Source organism: Pseudomonas sp. MG-9 (assembly GCF_018729515.1).
GTDB classification, from domain to species: Bacteria; Pseudomonadota; Gammaproteobacteria; order Pseudomonadales; family Pseudomonadaceae; genus Aquipseudomonas; species Aquipseudomonas serboccidentalis.
The window spans coordinates 200,094-213,724 of the sequence record NZ_JAHHZH010000007.1; the positions used below are offsets into that span (position 1 = coordinate 200,094).

The 13,631-nt window shown below is 60.9% G+C and carries 13 protein-coding genes; 6 read left to right on the forward strand and 7 right to left on the reverse strand.

Translation table 11 applies throughout. From position 1 onward, the window contains the following. Positions 1-97: 97 nt before the first annotated feature. From mnmC to KKQ10_RS19520, 5 genes are all read left to right on the forward strand, one after another. Positions 98-2,077 (forward strand): bifunctional tRNA (5-methylaminomethyl-2-thiouridine)(34)-methyltransferase MnmC2/FAD-dependent 5-carboxymethylaminomethyl-2-thiouridine(34) oxidoreductase MnmC1, encoded by a 1,980-nt coding sequence (mnmC, locus tag KKQ10_RS19500; protein ID WP_215502030.1) that lies wholly within the window; start codon positions 98-100, stop codon positions 2,075-2,077. A 150-nt stretch (positions 2,078-2,227) separates the two neighbouring features. Next, on the forward strand, positions 2,228-4,000 hold the full coding sequence (locus KKQ10_RS19505; RefSeq protein ID WP_127648888.1) for an N-acetylglutaminylglutamine amidotransferase: 1,773 nt from the start codon (positions 2,228-2,230) through the stop codon (positions 3,998-4,000). Positions 4,001-4,003: 3 nt separating this feature from the next. Next, the gene (gene ngg / locus KKQ10_RS19510; RefSeq protein WP_215502031.1) at positions 4,004-5,749 is read left to right on the forward strand and encodes an N-acetylglutaminylglutamine synthetase; all 1,746 of its coding nucleotides are present in this window, start codon (positions 4,004-4,006) and stop codon (positions 5,747-5,749) included. 162 nt (positions 5,750-5,911) lie between these two features. After that, positions 5,912-7,102 carry an osmoprotectant NAGGN system M42 family peptidase gene (locus KKQ10_RS19515; protein ID WP_215502032.1) on the forward strand — a complete coding sequence of 397 codons (1,191 nt, stop codon included), beginning with the start codon at positions 5,912-5,914 and terminating at the stop codon, positions 7,100-7,102. Between the two features lie 168 nt (positions 7,103-7,270). Then, positions 7,271-7,498 carry a YheU family protein gene (locus tag KKQ10_RS19520; protein WP_003192759.1) on the forward strand — a complete coding sequence of 76 codons (228 nt, stop codon included), beginning with the start codon at positions 7,271-7,273 and terminating at the stop codon, positions 7,496-7,498. On the opposite strand, the gene csrA is transcribed toward KKQ10_RS19520, so the two are convergent. The 3 genes from csrA to KKQ10_RS19535 all read right to left on the reverse strand — a co-directional run bounded on the left by csrA (position 7,495) and on the right by KKQ10_RS19535 (position 9,038). Then, the gene (gene csrA, locus KKQ10_RS19525) at positions 7,495-7,680 is read right to left on the reverse strand and encodes a carbon storage regulator CsrA (RefSeq protein WP_127648892.1); all 186 of its coding nucleotides are present in this window, start codon (positions 7,678-7,680) and stop codon (positions 7,495-7,497) included. The genes KKQ10_RS19520 and csrA overlap by 4 nt on opposite strands. Before the next feature lie 146 nt (positions 7,681-7,826). Continuing rightward, positions 7,827-8,159: a YnfA family protein gene (locus KKQ10_RS19530; protein ID WP_003226957.1), complete on the reverse strand. Its 333-nt coding sequence runs from the start codon at positions 8,157-8,159 to the stop codon at positions 7,827-7,829. A 63-nt stretch (positions 8,160-8,222) separates the two neighbouring features. Continuing rightward, positions 8,223-9,038, reverse strand: coding sequence for an SDR family oxidoreductase (locus KKQ10_RS19535; protein WP_215502033.1), 816 nt, complete (start codon positions 9,036-9,038; stop codon positions 8,223-8,225). A gap of 323 nt (positions 9,039-9,361) precedes the next feature. On the opposite strand from KKQ10_RS19535, the gene KKQ10_RS19540 reads away from it, so the two are divergent. After that, positions 9,362-9,520: a DUF3309 family protein gene (locus tag KKQ10_RS19540; protein ID WP_172833327.1), complete on the forward strand. Its 159-nt coding sequence runs from the start codon at positions 9,362-9,364 to the stop codon at positions 9,518-9,520. Positions 9,521-9,576: 56 nt separating this feature from the next. Here KKQ10_RS19540 and KKQ10_RS19545 read toward each other — a convergent pair whose 3' ends face one another. The 4 genes from KKQ10_RS19545 to KKQ10_RS19560 all read right to left on the reverse strand — a co-directional run bounded on the left by KKQ10_RS19545 (position 9,577) and on the right by KKQ10_RS19560 (position 13,558). Beyond that, positions 9,577-11,670 (reverse strand): LTA synthase family protein, encoded by a 2,094-nt coding sequence (locus KKQ10_RS19545; RefSeq protein ID WP_215502034.1) that lies wholly within the window; start codon positions 11,668-11,670, stop codon positions 9,577-9,579. Positions 11,671-11,981: 311 nt separating this feature from the next. Beyond that, positions 11,982-12,587 (reverse strand): START domain-containing protein, encoded by a 606-nt coding sequence (locus KKQ10_RS19550; protein WP_127648895.1) that lies wholly within the window; start codon positions 12,585-12,587, stop codon positions 11,982-11,984. Between the two features lie 41 nt (positions 12,588-12,628). After that, positions 12,629-12,883: a YkgJ family cysteine cluster protein gene (locus KKQ10_RS19555; protein ID WP_127648896.1), complete on the reverse strand. Its 255-nt coding sequence runs from the start codon at positions 12,881-12,883 to the stop codon at positions 12,629-12,631. A gap of 165 nt (positions 12,884-13,048) precedes the next feature. Next, positions 13,049-13,558 (reverse strand): translation initiation factor 2, encoded by a 510-nt coding sequence (locus KKQ10_RS19560; RefSeq protein WP_215502035.1) that lies wholly within the window; start codon positions 13,556-13,558, stop codon positions 13,049-13,051. Positions 13,559-13,631 lie beyond the last annotated feature (73 nt).

Sequence of the window (13,631 nt, forward strand, 5' to 3'; positions counted from 1 at the left end):
TGATGATCCTGCATTCGACCCAAGGACCACTTGCCATGGATCAAGCACCCTCCGCGCGATCGGCTAGAATGGCCGCCTTGTCGTTGCCGAGCCTGCCATGAAACCTGTATTGCCCCACGCCCAACTCGACTGGGATGACCAGGGACGCCCGCGTTCGCGGGTGTTCGATGATGTGTATTTTTCCGACCAGTCGGGGCTGGATGAAACCCGTTATGTGTTCCTCGAACAGAACCGTCTGGCCGAGCGTTTTGCGGCGCTGCCGGCGCACGGGCGACTGGTGATCGGCGAAACCGGGTTCGGCACCGGACTGAATTTTCTCTGTGCCTGGCAGTTGTTCGAGCAACACGCGGTGGCCGGGGCGCGGCTGCATTTCGTCAGCGTCGAAAAGTACCCGCTGAGTCCGGCCGATCTGCAACGGGCCTTGGCTTTGTGGCCGGAGCTCAAGCCGCTGGCCGAGCAGTTGCTGACCCATTACGTGGCGATCCATCAGGGTTTTCAGCGGATCATTCTGGGCAATGGCCGGGTGACGCTGACGCTGCTGATCGGCGATGCGCTGGAGCAACTGCCGCAGCTCGATGCGCAGATCGACGCGTGGTTCCTCGACGGTTTCGCCCCGGCAAAAAACCCTGAGATGTGGACCGCCGAACTGTTCATCGAACTGGCACGGCTGGCCGCGCCCGGCTCGACCATCAGCACCTTCACCAGCACCGGTTGGGTGCGGCGCTTGCTCAACGCCGCCGGGTTCAAGATGAAGCGCACGCCGGGCATCGGCCACAAGTGGGAAATCCTGCGCGGCGAGTTTCTCGGCTGGCCGCAGGACGTTGCGCCACCGGCGCCGGACAAACCGTGGTTCGCCCGCCCTGCCCCGGTGACCGGTGAACGTCGAGCGCTGGTGATCGGCGCCGGGTTGGCCGGTTGCGCCAGCGCCGCCAGCCTCGCGGCGCGCGGTTGGCAGGTCAGCCTGCTGGAGCGGCATGCCGACGTGGCGCAGGAAGCGTCGGGCAATCCACAGGGCGTGCTGTACCTGAAGTTGTCGGCCCACGGCACCGCATTGTCGCAACTGATCGTCAGCGGGTTCGGCTACACCCGCCGTCTGCTGGAAACCCTGCAACGCGGCACGGACTGGGACGATTGCGGCGTGCTGCAACTGGCGTTCAATGCCAAAGAGGCCGAGCGTCAGGCGCAATTGGCCGCGGCGTTCCCGGAAGATCTGGTGCACTGGCTCGATCAGCCGCAAGCCGAAATTCAGGCCGGGATCAGTCTGGCCCACGGCGGGCTGTTCTACCCCGAAGGTGGCTGGGTGCATCCGCCGGCGCTGTGCCAGGCGCAAGCCACGCAACCGAACATCCAATTGCTCAAGCATCACCACGCGCTGGAACTGCGCCAGGTCGAGGGCCAGTGGCAGGCCCTCGACGGCGACCGCGTGCTCGCCAGCGCCCCGGTGGTGGTGCTGGCCGGCGCGGCCGAAATCAAACGTTTTGCGCAAAGTGCCGAGCTGCCGCTCAAGCGCATTCGCGGGCAGATCACGCGTCTGCCGCAAACCGTTGAGAGTCAAGCATTGAGCACCGTGGTCTGCGCCGAAGGCTACGTCGCACCGGCACGCCTTGGCGAACACACCCTCGGCGCCAGCTTCGACTTCAACAGCGATGACCTGACCCCGACCACCGCCGAACACCTGGGCAATCTGGCGATGCTCGAAGAGATTTCCGGCGATCTGGTGGCGCGTCTGCACATCCACGAACTGCCCGCGCAAACGCTAGAGGGCCGCGCTGCCTTCCGCTGCACCAGCCCCGATTATCTGCCGATTGTCGGCCCGCTCGCCGACCGCGAAACCTTCGCTCAGGCCTATGCCGCGTTGGCCAAGGATGCGCGGCAAGTGCCGGACGTTGCCTGCCCGTGGCTCGACGGTCTGTACGTCAACAGTGGCCATGGCTCACGGGGGCTGATCACCGCGCCGCTGTCCGGCGAACTGCTGGCCGCGTGGCTGGATAATGAGCCGCTGCCACTGCCCAGAAGTGTTGCCGAGGCCTGCCATCCCAACCGTTTCGCGCTGCGCCAGTTGATTCGCGGCAAGTGAAAAATCGCGACTGGCCGCCGGTCAGTCGCCACCCCTTATAACTCATCGTTCTAAAACTCCCACAACTGCACCGGGTCAGTTTCTGAGTACCGGCCATTTTGGCCGGACGCGGAATCACCTCTCCCCAACGGAAAAACCGGTAAGGACTTTATGTGCGGATTAGCTGGCGAGTTACGTTTTGATCATCAACCTGCAGACCTTGCAGCCATTGAGCGAATCACCCACCACCTGGCCCCTCGCGGCCCCGACGCGTGGGGCTTCCATGCCCAAGGGCCGATTGCCCTGGGCCATCGTCGCCTGAAAATCATGGACCTGTCGGACGGCTCGGCGCAGCCGATGATCGACAGCCAACTGGGTTTGTCCCTGGCCTTCAACGGCGCAATCTACAACTTTCCGCAATTGCGCGCCGAACTCGAAGCGCTCGGTTATGCCTTCTATTCCGGTGGCGACACCGAAGTGCTGCTCAAGGGTTACCACGCCTGGGGCGAAGCACTGCTGCCAAAACTCAACGGCATGTTTGCCTTCGCCATCTGGGAACGTGACGCCCAGCGCCTGTTCATCGCTCGCGACCGTCTCGGCGTGAAGCCTTTGTACCTGTCACGCACCGGCCAGCGTTTGCGCTTTGCCTCGGCCCTGCCGGCGTTGCTCAAGGGTGGCGACATCAACCCGATCCTCGACCCAGTGGCGCTCAATCACTATCTGAATTTCCACGCCGTGGTGCCCGCTCCACGCACCTTGCTCGCGGGCATCGAAAAGCTGCCGCCAGCGTCCTGGATGCGTGTTGAAGCCGATGGCAGCACCGAGCAGAAAACCTGGTGGACCCTGCCCTACGGCCCACACGACGACGAGAAAAACCTGACCCTTGAAGACTGGCGTGACCGCGTGCTCGACAGCACCCGCGAAGCCGTGGCGATCCGTCAACGCGCGGCGGTGGATGTTGGCGTGCTGCTCTCGGGCGGCGTCGATTCGAGCATGCTGGTCGGGCTGTTGCGTGAAGTCGGCGTGGAAAACCTGTCGACCTTTTCCATCGGTTTCCAGGACGCTGGTGGCGAGCGCGGTGACGAGTTCCAGTATTCGGACTTGATCGCCAAGCACTACGGCACTCAGCACCACCAATTGCGCATCGACGAAAAAGAAATCATCGAACAACTGCCCGCTGCGTTCCGTGCGATGAGCGAACCGATGGTCAGCCACGATTGCATCGCCTTCTATCTGTTGTCCCGCGAAGTGGCCAAGCACTGCAAGGTGGTGCAAAGCGGCCAGGGTGCCGACGAGCTGTTTGCCGGGTATCACTGGTATCCGCAGGTCGACGGTGCGGCGGATCCGTACGCGGCCTATCGCGCGGCGTTCTTCGACCGCAGTTACGACGACTACGCCGCCACCGTGCAGCCAAAATGGCTGACCGCGAATGACGCGGCCGGCGACTTCGTGAAGGCACATTTCGCCCAACCCGGCGCCGATGCTGCGGTCGATAAAGCCCTGCGTCTGGACAGTACGGTGATGCTGGTGGACGACCCGGTCAAACGCGTCGACAACATGACCATGGCCTGGGGCCTGGAAGCACGCACGCCGTTTCTCGACTATCGCCTGGTGGAACTCTCGGCGCGGATTCCCGGCCAGTTCAAGCTGCCCGATGGCGGCAAACAGGTACTCAAAGAAGCTGCACGCCTGGTGATTCCAAGCGAAGTGATCGACCGCAAGAAAGGCTACTTCCCGGTACCGGGTCTCAAGCATTTGCAGGGCGACACCCTGAACTGGGTACGTGAACTGCTGCTGGATCCGAGCCAGGATCGCGGCCTGTTCAACCCGGCCATGCTCGACAAACTGCTGACCGATCCGCAAGGCCAATTGACCCCACTGCGCGGCTCGAAACTGTGGCAACTGGCGGCCCTGAACCTGTGGCTCAGTGAACAAGGAATCTGATCGATGAAACCTCACGCCACGGCTATCAGCCAACGCCTGTTGCGCGGTCAGACACCCTCATATGAGCGCTTGCAGGCACGTCTGGCCGAAGACGGCAGCGAACTCGGCGGCGATCCCATCGCCGTGCATTGCGGTTGGGGCCGGCTACTGATCGGCCACACCTTTCCTGACCCGGCGACGCTGGCGCAGGAACTGCTCAACGAGCAGCCGGGCGAGCGCGACATCGCCCTGTACGTCGCCGCGCCGCAGCAAATTCTGGGTCTGGAACCGACTCAGCTGTTTCTCGACCCATCCGATACCTTGCGTCTGTGGTTCAGCGATTACCGCCAGGCTACGCGAGTATTTCGCGGTTTCCGGATTCGCCGGGCGCAAAGCGAAGCGGACTGGCAGGCGATCAATCAGCTGTATCTGGCGCGCGGCATGCTGCCGATCGATGCCACGCGGCTGACCCCGCACCATCAGGGCGGCCCGGTGTACTGGCTGGCCGAAGATGAAGACAGCGGCGCGGTGATCGGCAGCGTCATGGGTCTGAATCATCACAAGGCGTTCAACGACCCGGAAAACGGCAGCAGCCTGTGGTGCCTGGCGGTCGATCCGCAGTGTTCGCGCCCCGGTGTCGGCGAAGTGCTGGTGCGGCATTTGATCGAGCATTTCATGAGTCGCGGCCTGAGTTATCTGGACCTGTCGGTGCTGCACGACAACCGACAGGCGAAGAACCTCTACGCCAAGCTCGGTTTCCGCAACCTCTCGACCTTCGCCATCAAACGCAAGAACGGCATCAATCAGCCGCTGTTTCTCGGCCCGGGACCGGAGGCGCAGTTCAATCCGTATGCGCGGATCATCGTCGAAGAAGCGCATCGGCGTGGCATCGATGTGCAAGTGGATGACGCCGATGCCGGGCTGTTCACCCTCAGCCATGGCGGGCGCCGGGTGCGTTGCCGCGAATCGCTGAGCGACCTGACCAGCGCCATCAGCATGAGCCTGTGCCAGGACAAAAGCCTGACCCACAAGGTGTTGAAAGGCGCCGGCCTGAACCTGCCCTCACAGCAACTGGCAGGCAATGCCGACGACAACCTGGCGTTTCTCGACGAGCATCAGCGGGTGGTGGTCAAGCCGCTCGACGGTGAACAGGGCCAGGGCGTGGCGGTGGATCTGCAGAGCATCGAAGAGGTGCAGCAAGCCATCGACTCCGCCAAGCGTTTTGACAGCCGGGTGCTGCTCGAAAGCTTCCACGAAGGGCTGGACCTGCGGATTCTGGTGATCGGTTTTGAAGTGGTGGCGGCGGCGATTCGTCGTCCGGCAGAAGTGGTCGGTGACGGGCATCACTCGATTGGCGCCTTGATCGAGGCCCAGAGCCGGCGCCGGCAAGCTGCCACCGGCGGCGAGAGCAAGATCCCGCTGGATCACGAAACCCAGCGCACCCTGCACGCGGCCGGTTATGACTACAGCAGCATCCTGCCGGCCGGCAAGCATCTGTTCGTGCGCCGTACTGCCAATCTGCACACCGGCGGCACCCTGGAGGATGTCACCGCGATCCTGCATCCGACCCTGATCGATGCCGCTGTACGCGCGGCGCGAGCGCTGGACATTCCGATGGTCGGCCTTGATCTGATGGTGCCGGCGGCGGATCAACCGGAGTACGTGTTTATCGAAGCCAACGAACGTGCGGGCCTGGCCAATCATGAGCCGCAGCCAACGGCGGAGCGGTTTGTCGATTTGTTGTTTCCGCACAGTCAGCCTGCAGTCTGAAATTGATGTGCTGAACGTACCGCCGCCATCGCGAGCAGGCTCACTCCTACATTTAATCGCGTTCCCCTGTAGGAGTGAGCCTGCTCGCGATGCGGCCCTCAAAGGCACCACAAATCTTCCTCATCGAAACCATCGATGCGCCTCAACTCATCAGGAGTTTCCATGACCACACATATCCCCGAACCGGATCTGAACTACCTGCAAAAAGTCCTGCTGGAAATGCTCGCCATTCCCAGCCCCACCGGGTTCACCGACACCATCGTGCGCTACGTCGCCGAGCGTCTGGAAGAACTCGGCATTCCCTTTGAAATGACCCGTCGCGGCACGATTCGCGCCACCCTCAAGGGCAAGAAGAACAGCCCTGACCGCGCCGTCTCCGCACACCTCGACACCATCGGCGCGGCCGTGCGCGCAGTGAAAGACAACGGGCGTCTGACCCTGGCCCCAGTCGGCTGCTGGTCGAGCCGGTTTGCCGAAGGCAGCCGCGTCAGCCTGTTCACCGACAATGGCGTGATTCGCGGCAGCGTGTTGCCGCTGATGGCGTCCGGGCACGCGTTCAATACCGCCGTGGACGAGATGCCGATCAGTTGGGATCACGTCGAACTGCGCCTGGACGCCTACTGCGCCACCAAGGCCGATTGCGACTCACTGGGTATCAGCGTCGGCGACGTGGTGGCGTTCGACCCGCTGCCGGAGTTCACTGACAGCGGCCATATCAGCGCCCGTCACCTGGATGACAAGGCCGGTGTCGCGGCGTTGCTCGCTTCGCTCAAAGCCATCGTCGACAGCGGTCAGGAGTTGATGATCGACTGTCACCCGCTGTTCACCATCACCGAAGAAACCGGCAGCGGTGCGGCGGCGGCCTTGCCGTGGGATGTCAGCGAATTCGTCGGCATCGACATCGCACCGGTCGCGCCGGGCCAGCATTCCAGCGAACACGCGGTGAGCGTGGCGATGCAGGATTCCGGCGGGCCATACGACTATCACCTGTCGCGCCATCTGCTGCGCCTGGCCAGCGAAAACGAACTGCCGGTGCGCCGCGACCTGTTTCGCTATTACTTCAGCGACGCGCATTCGGCGGTCACCGCCGGGCACGATATCCGTACTGCCCTGCTCGCCTTCGGCTGCGATGCCACGCATGGTTACGAACGCACGCACATCGACAGCCTGGCAGCACTCAGTCGTTTGCTCGGGGCGTACATCCTGAGTCCGCCAGTGTTCGCCAGCGATGCCGCGCCGGCCAATGCATCGCTCGATCGCTTCAGTCATCAGATCGAACATGAGACGCAAATGGAGAGCGATACCCGGGTGCCGTCGGTAGACAGTCTGGTGGGGCAACGTTCCGACAGTTAATTCTTTGTTCTGAACTATGGCTATCGCGAGCAGGCTCACGCCTACAGTTGGAATGCATTTCCCTGTAGGAGTGAGCCTGCTCGCGATGAGGCCGGTACCCACCACACAAAACTGGCAGGCAAACCGCAATCGCCGTAGCATCCCGACATTGATTTAGCCGAGGTGCCCATGCTGATTCCCTACGATGCTCTTGAAGTCGACACCCTCACCCGCCTGATCGAGGATTTCGTCACCCGCGATGGCACCGACAACGGTGATGACACACCGCTGGAAACCCGCGTGTTGCGTGTGCGCCAGGCGCTGACCAAAGGCCAGGCACTGATCGTGTTCGACCCGGAAAGCGAACAATGCCAGCTGATGCTCAAACACGATGTGCCCAAGCATCTGTTCGACTAGCGGACCTTTTCGGTGGCCTGTTTGCGCTGAATCCGCGCGTAGACTTCAGAGCGGTGCACATTGACCTTCTGCGGTGCCTCGACACCAAAGCGCACACTGGAACCGTTGACTGACAAAACGCGCACGGAAATGTCGTCACCGATGGAAATCAACTCGCCCACAACACGGCTGAGTACAAGCATGGAGTTCGTCCTTCAGGGTTAGCCAGCCCTGAAGATGCGCGGTGAACGCCCGCTCGACAATGCGCGGCGAGCAATTCAGTCTTGCCCTACACCCGCAATCGCTGCGCCCGTCAGACGTTTCCTGCAAATCGCTAAACAGCCTCGTCTCAAGCAGCGGAAAAGCGTGGCCCGAACAGAATCACACTGGCCCCGATCACGCACAGCGCCACGCCGATCCAGTCCGAACCCAACGGGCGCACACGCTCGACCACCGCCAGCCAACCGATCGACGCCACGATATAGATCCCGCCATACGCAGCATAGGCGCGACCGGCGTAAGCCGCTTCGACACGGGTCAGCAACAGGGCGAACAGGGTCAGGCTGAGCAGCGCCGGGATCACCCACAGGGCACTTTTGCCTTGGCGCAACCACATGAAAAAAGCGAAACAACCGGCGATTTCAAACAGCGCCGCCAGAAAGAACCACAGGTAATTGAGCATTGATGCGTCTCGACAGGGTGACCATTGCGGCCACCCTAACGACGCGACACCCGGCGGGCAAGTTCAACCGTTGGTGGGTCTGGCCTTGGCGCGCATTTTATCGGCCATGGTGGTCATTTCGTTGTAGATCAGTTGCGGGTTCTTCTGCTTGATCGCCCAGGCCATGCGCCCCTGTTCGTGCGGCAGGATCATGAACTCGCCGGCGGCCACTTGCTGATAAATGTAGTCGGCGATGTCGGCTGCGCTGATCGGTGAACTTTCCAGCAACTTGCCGACCTGCGCTTTCATCGCCGGGGTCGGGCCACGGAACGAATCGAGCAAGTTGGTCTGGAAGAACGATGGGCAGACCACATGCACCCCGACTTCCTGCTGCGCCAGTTCCACCAGCAGGCTTTCCGACAACGCCACCACACCGGCCTTGGCCACGTTGTAGTTGCTCATCGCCGGGCCCTGCATCAACGCCGCCATCGAGGCGATGTTGATGATCTTGCCTTTGCTCTGCTCCAGCAGCGGCAGGAACGCCTTGCAGCCCTTGACCACACCCATCAGGTTGATTGCGATCTGCCAGTCCCAATCTTCCAGCGACAGTTCGCTGAAGAACCCGCCGGACGCCACCCCCGCGTTGTTGACGATGACATCGATGCCGCCCAGCTTCACTTCGCAGGCCTGGGAAAACGCGGTGAGCTGGCTGTAATCGCGCACATCGCAGCGTTGGGTGAAACCGTCGCCACCGGCCTCACGCACAAGCTTCAGGGTTTCCAGCAGGCCGGGCTCGCTGACGTCGGACAAGGCCAGCTGCCAGCCTTCACGCGCCCAGCGCAGCGCGATTTCGCGACCCAAACCTGAGCCCGCACCCGTGATCATCATGCGATTTTGCATAGCAGACAGCCCTGTTGTTCCGTAGGAGATGCGCGGAGTGTAGCGAAGGTTCTGCGTGCGCCCACGCTCCATCAAGTTGCTGAATGGAGGAACAAAAGATCGCAGCCTTCGGCAGCTCCTACATGGATGGATGTAGGAGCTATCGAGTGAAACGAGGCTGCGATCTTTTTGCCTTAAAGGAAATAAGCCTGAAATCTAAATACATTAAAAAAACTTTGAATCTTCTGTCATTCGCACCAGTCGGAATTTGTAAGCCGTCTGGATTTAGTTAGCCTCCAGTCGCCCTTGAATACCAAGACTTCTCGAACACTATCAACAAGGAAATCGACATGGGCACAATTCTTATCATTATCCTGATCCTGTTGCTGATCGGTGGTCTGCCGGTCTTCCCGCACTCCAGAAGTTGGGGTTACGGCCCGTCGGGCATTATCGGCGTGGTCTTGGTGGTGCTGTTGGTCTTGCTGTTACTTGGCAAGATATAAAATCCCAAGACAAAAAAAGAGGCCCTCAGGGGCCTCTTTTTTATGCAGCGGTTTTATCAGTCGGGCTTGCCATTGATCACACCGGCGGTGTTATCCATCAGGCTCTTGGTTGCGGTTTGCAGGAACGCTTCAAGCTTGAGTTTCAGTTCGGCGGTACGCGGGGCGTCCGCAATGATCTCGGCAGAAGGGTTCGCACCCAGTTGGTACTGATAGATCTTCGGCGCCATTTCCTTCTCTTTCGGCAGCACCAGGATCTGGTCGGCGGTGACGATGGCAGTGGTCTGCTCGCTGCCCGACGGCTTGATCACACCGAAACCGGTGTCGCCTGCCGGCAGGTTGAGCAAATCACGGCCCCAGCACTGGTGCCGCACTTCGCCACCGAGACGCCCCATGATGGTCGGCACGATGTCGATCTGGGTGCCCACGGTGTGGTCACGGGTACCGAACTTCTCCTGGATGCCCGGTGCGATCATCAGCATCGGCACGTTGAAGCGGCCCAGGTCCATTTCGGTGATCTGACGCTCGTTGCCGAAACCGTGGTCGCCGACGATCACGAACAGGGTTTCCTTGAAGTACGGCTCTTTGCGCGCCTTCTCGAAGAACTGACCCAATGCCCAGTCGGAGTAACGCATGGCGGTCAGGTGTTCGTTGAGCGTGCCGCGATCGGTCACGCGCTCGACCGGCAATGGCGTCGGCAAGGCGTACGGCGTGTGGTTGGACAGGGTTTGCAGCAGCGCATAGAACGGTTTGCCGTTTTCCCGCGCCTTCAGCTCCACCAGACCGCGGTCGAACATGTCCTGGTCGGACACGCCCCAGGTCGGATCGGAGAACACCGGGTTGACGAAGTCGTTGCGGCCAACGAAGTTGGTCATGCCCTGGTTGCTGAAGAAGCCCGACTGGTTGTCCCAGGCGAAATCACCGTTGTAGACGTAGACGTCGTCATACTTGCGCGCGCTGAGCAGCTGCGGCAAGCCGGAGAGCTTGTGGCTGCCTTCCGGGGTCTGCATCAGGTATTCGAAACCCGGCAGGTTCGGGAAGCACGCCATGGTCGCAAACATGCCCTGGTGGGTATGCGTACCGTTGGAGAAGAAGCGGTCAAACAGCAGGCCTTCCTTCGACAGTTTGTCGAGGTATGGCGTGATGTTACCCGGTGCGCCCAGGGCGCCCACGGAGTGACCGGCCATGCTTTCCATCAGGATCACGACCACGTTCTTGATCGGCAGGGTCTTGTCAGCCGGCGGCGTGTAGTCACGACGCACGGCGGCGATGTCGGCATCGACCAGTTTGTCGTCCGGCATCACCAGCATCTCGCGCACTACTTTCTGCGCCTGTTCCTGCGGCAATGTGGCCTTCCAGATGTTGTTGCGATCTTCGCCCATGCGGTCCTTGGCAGCCGCGATCAGCGACAGCGTACCGTTGAGGCCGAGCTGGTTGGCGAAGTTCGATTCGGTGGTGTACACGTCACCCCAACGCAACGGCGGGCCCTGACGCAGGGTGCCACGGGCGGCCACCACGCAGATCAGCAGGCAGACCACGAACACCGCCAGGCGGGTGTACCACGGCGCCACCTGACGGGTGCCGACGTTGCCGCCGCTGAACGGGCCGCGTGGACGGGTTGCACGGTCAGCGCCCTTGAAGGCCAGGGTCAGGATCACGGTACCGACGGCCCACGTCAGCAGGTAGCGCACCACCGGAAAACCGTACCAGAGCATGCTCATCACGGTTTTCGGGTCTTCCTTCACGTACTGGAACACCAGGCCGTTGAGGCGCTGGTGGAACTCGCGGTAGAAGTCCATCTCCATCAGGCCGAGGAACAGCGCGATGCTGGAAGCCACGGTCAGCCACAGACGGAAGAAGCCACGCGCCGCCATCGCCCGTGCACTGAACAGTGCCAGCAGCAGCGGAACGCAGACGTAGACCACCAGGCGCAGGTCGAAACGCAGGCCGTTGGCGAAAGCTTCGAGGAAGGTCGAAGCCGGGGTGTCGAGGATCATCTCGCGGTTGTAGACCAGCAGCGCGAGGCGCAGCACGGAAAACATCACCATCATGACCAGAGCACACAACAGTGTGTAGGCCAGATGCGATTTGACGGTCGGTTGCAGCAGGCGAGTGGAAGATCGCTGCTGATTCAGGGCGTCCGGGTTTGCCATGTCGTTTTAGGACCCATTGGAAGTTGAAGTTGCAAAATACAGCGGCGCCATGCCCTCTATTGGCCATTCCAGGCCCCGGGGCGTGCGCGGTGCGCAAATGTTGCACGATCAACGACAGCATTGCCATTGATTACTGCCCCGCTGCCCGACTCTTTCATACAGGCTGCCGCAGGGAGACGAAGTGAATTGCGTGGGTGAATTGTCTGGAACGCTTTGTGAAAATTTCGTGCAGCGCATATCTGGAAACACAATATAACGACAAAACAAAAACGCCCCGAATCGATCGGGGCGTTTTGCGGTAAGCGCGCGGATTACTTCTCGGCGCGTTCTTTCAGGGCTTTAAGGGTGTTGAACGGCGCATCGACCACAAACTTGTTGGCGACCATGGCCGGCACGCTGCCGCCTGGCTCGGTGTGCACCTGATAGGTCACTTCGACCTGATCACCTTTCGGTACGAACTTCCAGAAGCCTTTGACCTGAGCGACGCGGACAAAGCCTTTCTCTTCCGGAACGTACTTCGGCACGCCTTCGAGGTTGCGGGTCAGGCTGCCATCAGCGCCTTCGACGGTGGTGATGTGCAGCACCGAATCACGCGGGGTCACTGGCCACGGCGTATTGAACTGGGTGTAGGTCCAGCTCTGATCGCCCTCGTGCTTGAGCAGCTTCTGGGTTTTGCACTCGTGAATCCAGGCGCAGGCACCCGGGACGTCTTCCTGCAAGGCGCGCAGTTTGGCAATGGTGGTCTTCATCAGGGTTACACCCTGATAGGACTTGTAATCGGAGCCCGGCACTTCGGCCAGCGAGACCTTGATCCCGTCCTGCTCCTTGGCGACCTTCCAGTCCTCAGCCTGAGCAACCGAAGTAGCCAGCACGGCCGTCAAACCACACAACACAGCGATACGATGCAGCGAACCCATAGTCTTATTCCTTATTGTTGAAGTTCCGTTCGTTTGACACATCACGCCGCCGTCATCTGCTCCCACCAGCCGATCAACCTGATCGCTTCTTCCGAGCTGCTGCCACAGACTTCGACATCGGCGGCAAATCCTGAACAGACCGCCGGACGCTCCGGCTGGCCGAAAATCTTGCACAGGTTTTCGACCGACAGCTGCACGCAACGTTCGCCGGCAGGTTTGCCGTTGGGCATACCCGGAATGGCAGAACTGATGGAAGGGGCAATACAGCAAGCGCCACAGCCTTCACGGCATTTCATGACGAGCAAGTCCTCGCGACGGGCAATGTGTTAAAGAGACACGGACAGAGTAACCGCTAAAACGGTTGTTTCAAATTCCCTGAACCGGGGTTTTTACCGATAACTGAACGTGACTGACCAGTCTGCGACAAAGCGTCTGGTCTGCGGGTCACGGATCGATTGAATTTACTGTTTGAACTCGAAATCCAGCGCTGCGCCTTCGATATCGCGGCGCTCTTCGTTGCGCAGCTGCAATTGCATTTCGTTGCTGAGCAGGCGGCCGTTGAGCTGGAACCCGCTGTCCTTCTCGCCAAACATCTGCGGCAGGATTCCCTCGTGTTTGGGCATCGGCACGCTACCGGCCGGCTTGAGCTGCTGGACCATTTCCTTGGGCAGGCTCAGATCGAGCTTGGCCGGCGGCAGTCTGGTCTTTACCACCTCACTGGCTGGCTTCGATTTGGAAGCGACCGGGGGCCGTTTCTTCACCGTGGCGGCTTTCTTCTGCCGGACTTGTTTATCCTGAGTTTTTTTATCCTGGGCTTTTTTATCGGCAACGGCTTTTTTGCTGGTGGTCGATTTGCTTGCCGGTGCGGACGTTGCAGGCTTTTCCTGAACGGCGGCTGCCATGACACCGGGCGCGTGGCCCATCGTCAACACACCAAGCAAAACCCAGGCGGCAGGAAAAATCGCTTTCATGAACCCAACAACACTAACGGCAGAGGGCCATATGCTCGCCTGTTGAGCGTCACAAGACAAGCACGACGCGCCG

Excerpts from the sequence above, each read along its gene's own strand:
- mnmC (WP_215502030.1), top strand. The coding sequence starts at position 98 with ATGAAACCTGTATTGCCCCACGCCCAACTCGACTGGGATGACCAGGGA.
- KKQ10_RS19505 (WP_127648888.1), top strand. The coding sequence starts at position 2,228 with ATGTGCGGATTAGCTGGCGAGTTACGTTTTGATCATCAACCTGCAGAC.
- ngg (WP_215502031.1), top strand. The coding sequence starts at position 4,004 with ATGAAACCTCACGCCACGGCTATCAGCCAACGCCTGTTGCGCGGTCAG.
- KKQ10_RS19515 (WP_215502032.1), top strand. The coding sequence starts at position 5,912 with ATGACCACACATATCCCCGAACCGGATCTGAACTACCTGCAAAAAGTC.
- KKQ10_RS19520 (WP_003192759.1), top strand. The coding sequence starts at position 7,271 with ATGCTGATTCCCTACGATGCTCTTGAAGTCGACACCCTCACCCGCCTG.
- csrA (WP_127648892.1), bottom strand. The coding sequence starts at position 7,680 with ATGCTTGTACTCAGCCGTGTTGTGGGCGAGTTGATTTCCATCGGTGAC.
- KKQ10_RS19530 (WP_003226957.1), bottom strand. The coding sequence starts at position 8,159 with ATGCTCAATTACCTGTGGTTCTTTCTGGCGGCGCTGTTTGAAATCGCC.
- KKQ10_RS19535 (WP_215502033.1), bottom strand. The coding sequence starts at position 9,038 with ATGCAAAATCGCATGATGATCACGGGTGCGGGCTCAGGTTTGGGTCGC.
- KKQ10_RS19545 (WP_215502034.1), bottom strand. The coding sequence starts at position 11,670 with ATGGCAAACCCGGACGCCCTGAATCAGCAGCGATCTTCCACTCGCCTG.
- KKQ10_RS19550 (WP_127648895.1), bottom strand. The coding sequence starts at position 12,587 with ATGGGTTCGCTGCATCGTATCGCTGTGTTGTGTGGTTTGACGGCCGTG.
- KKQ10_RS19555 (WP_127648896.1), bottom strand. The coding sequence starts at position 12,883 with ATGAAATGCCGTGAAGGCTGTGGCGCTTGCTGTATTGCCCCTTCCATC.
- KKQ10_RS19560 (WP_215502035.1), bottom strand. The coding sequence starts at position 13,558 with ATGAAAGCGATTTTTCCTGCCGCCTGGGTTTTGCTTGGTGTGTTGACG.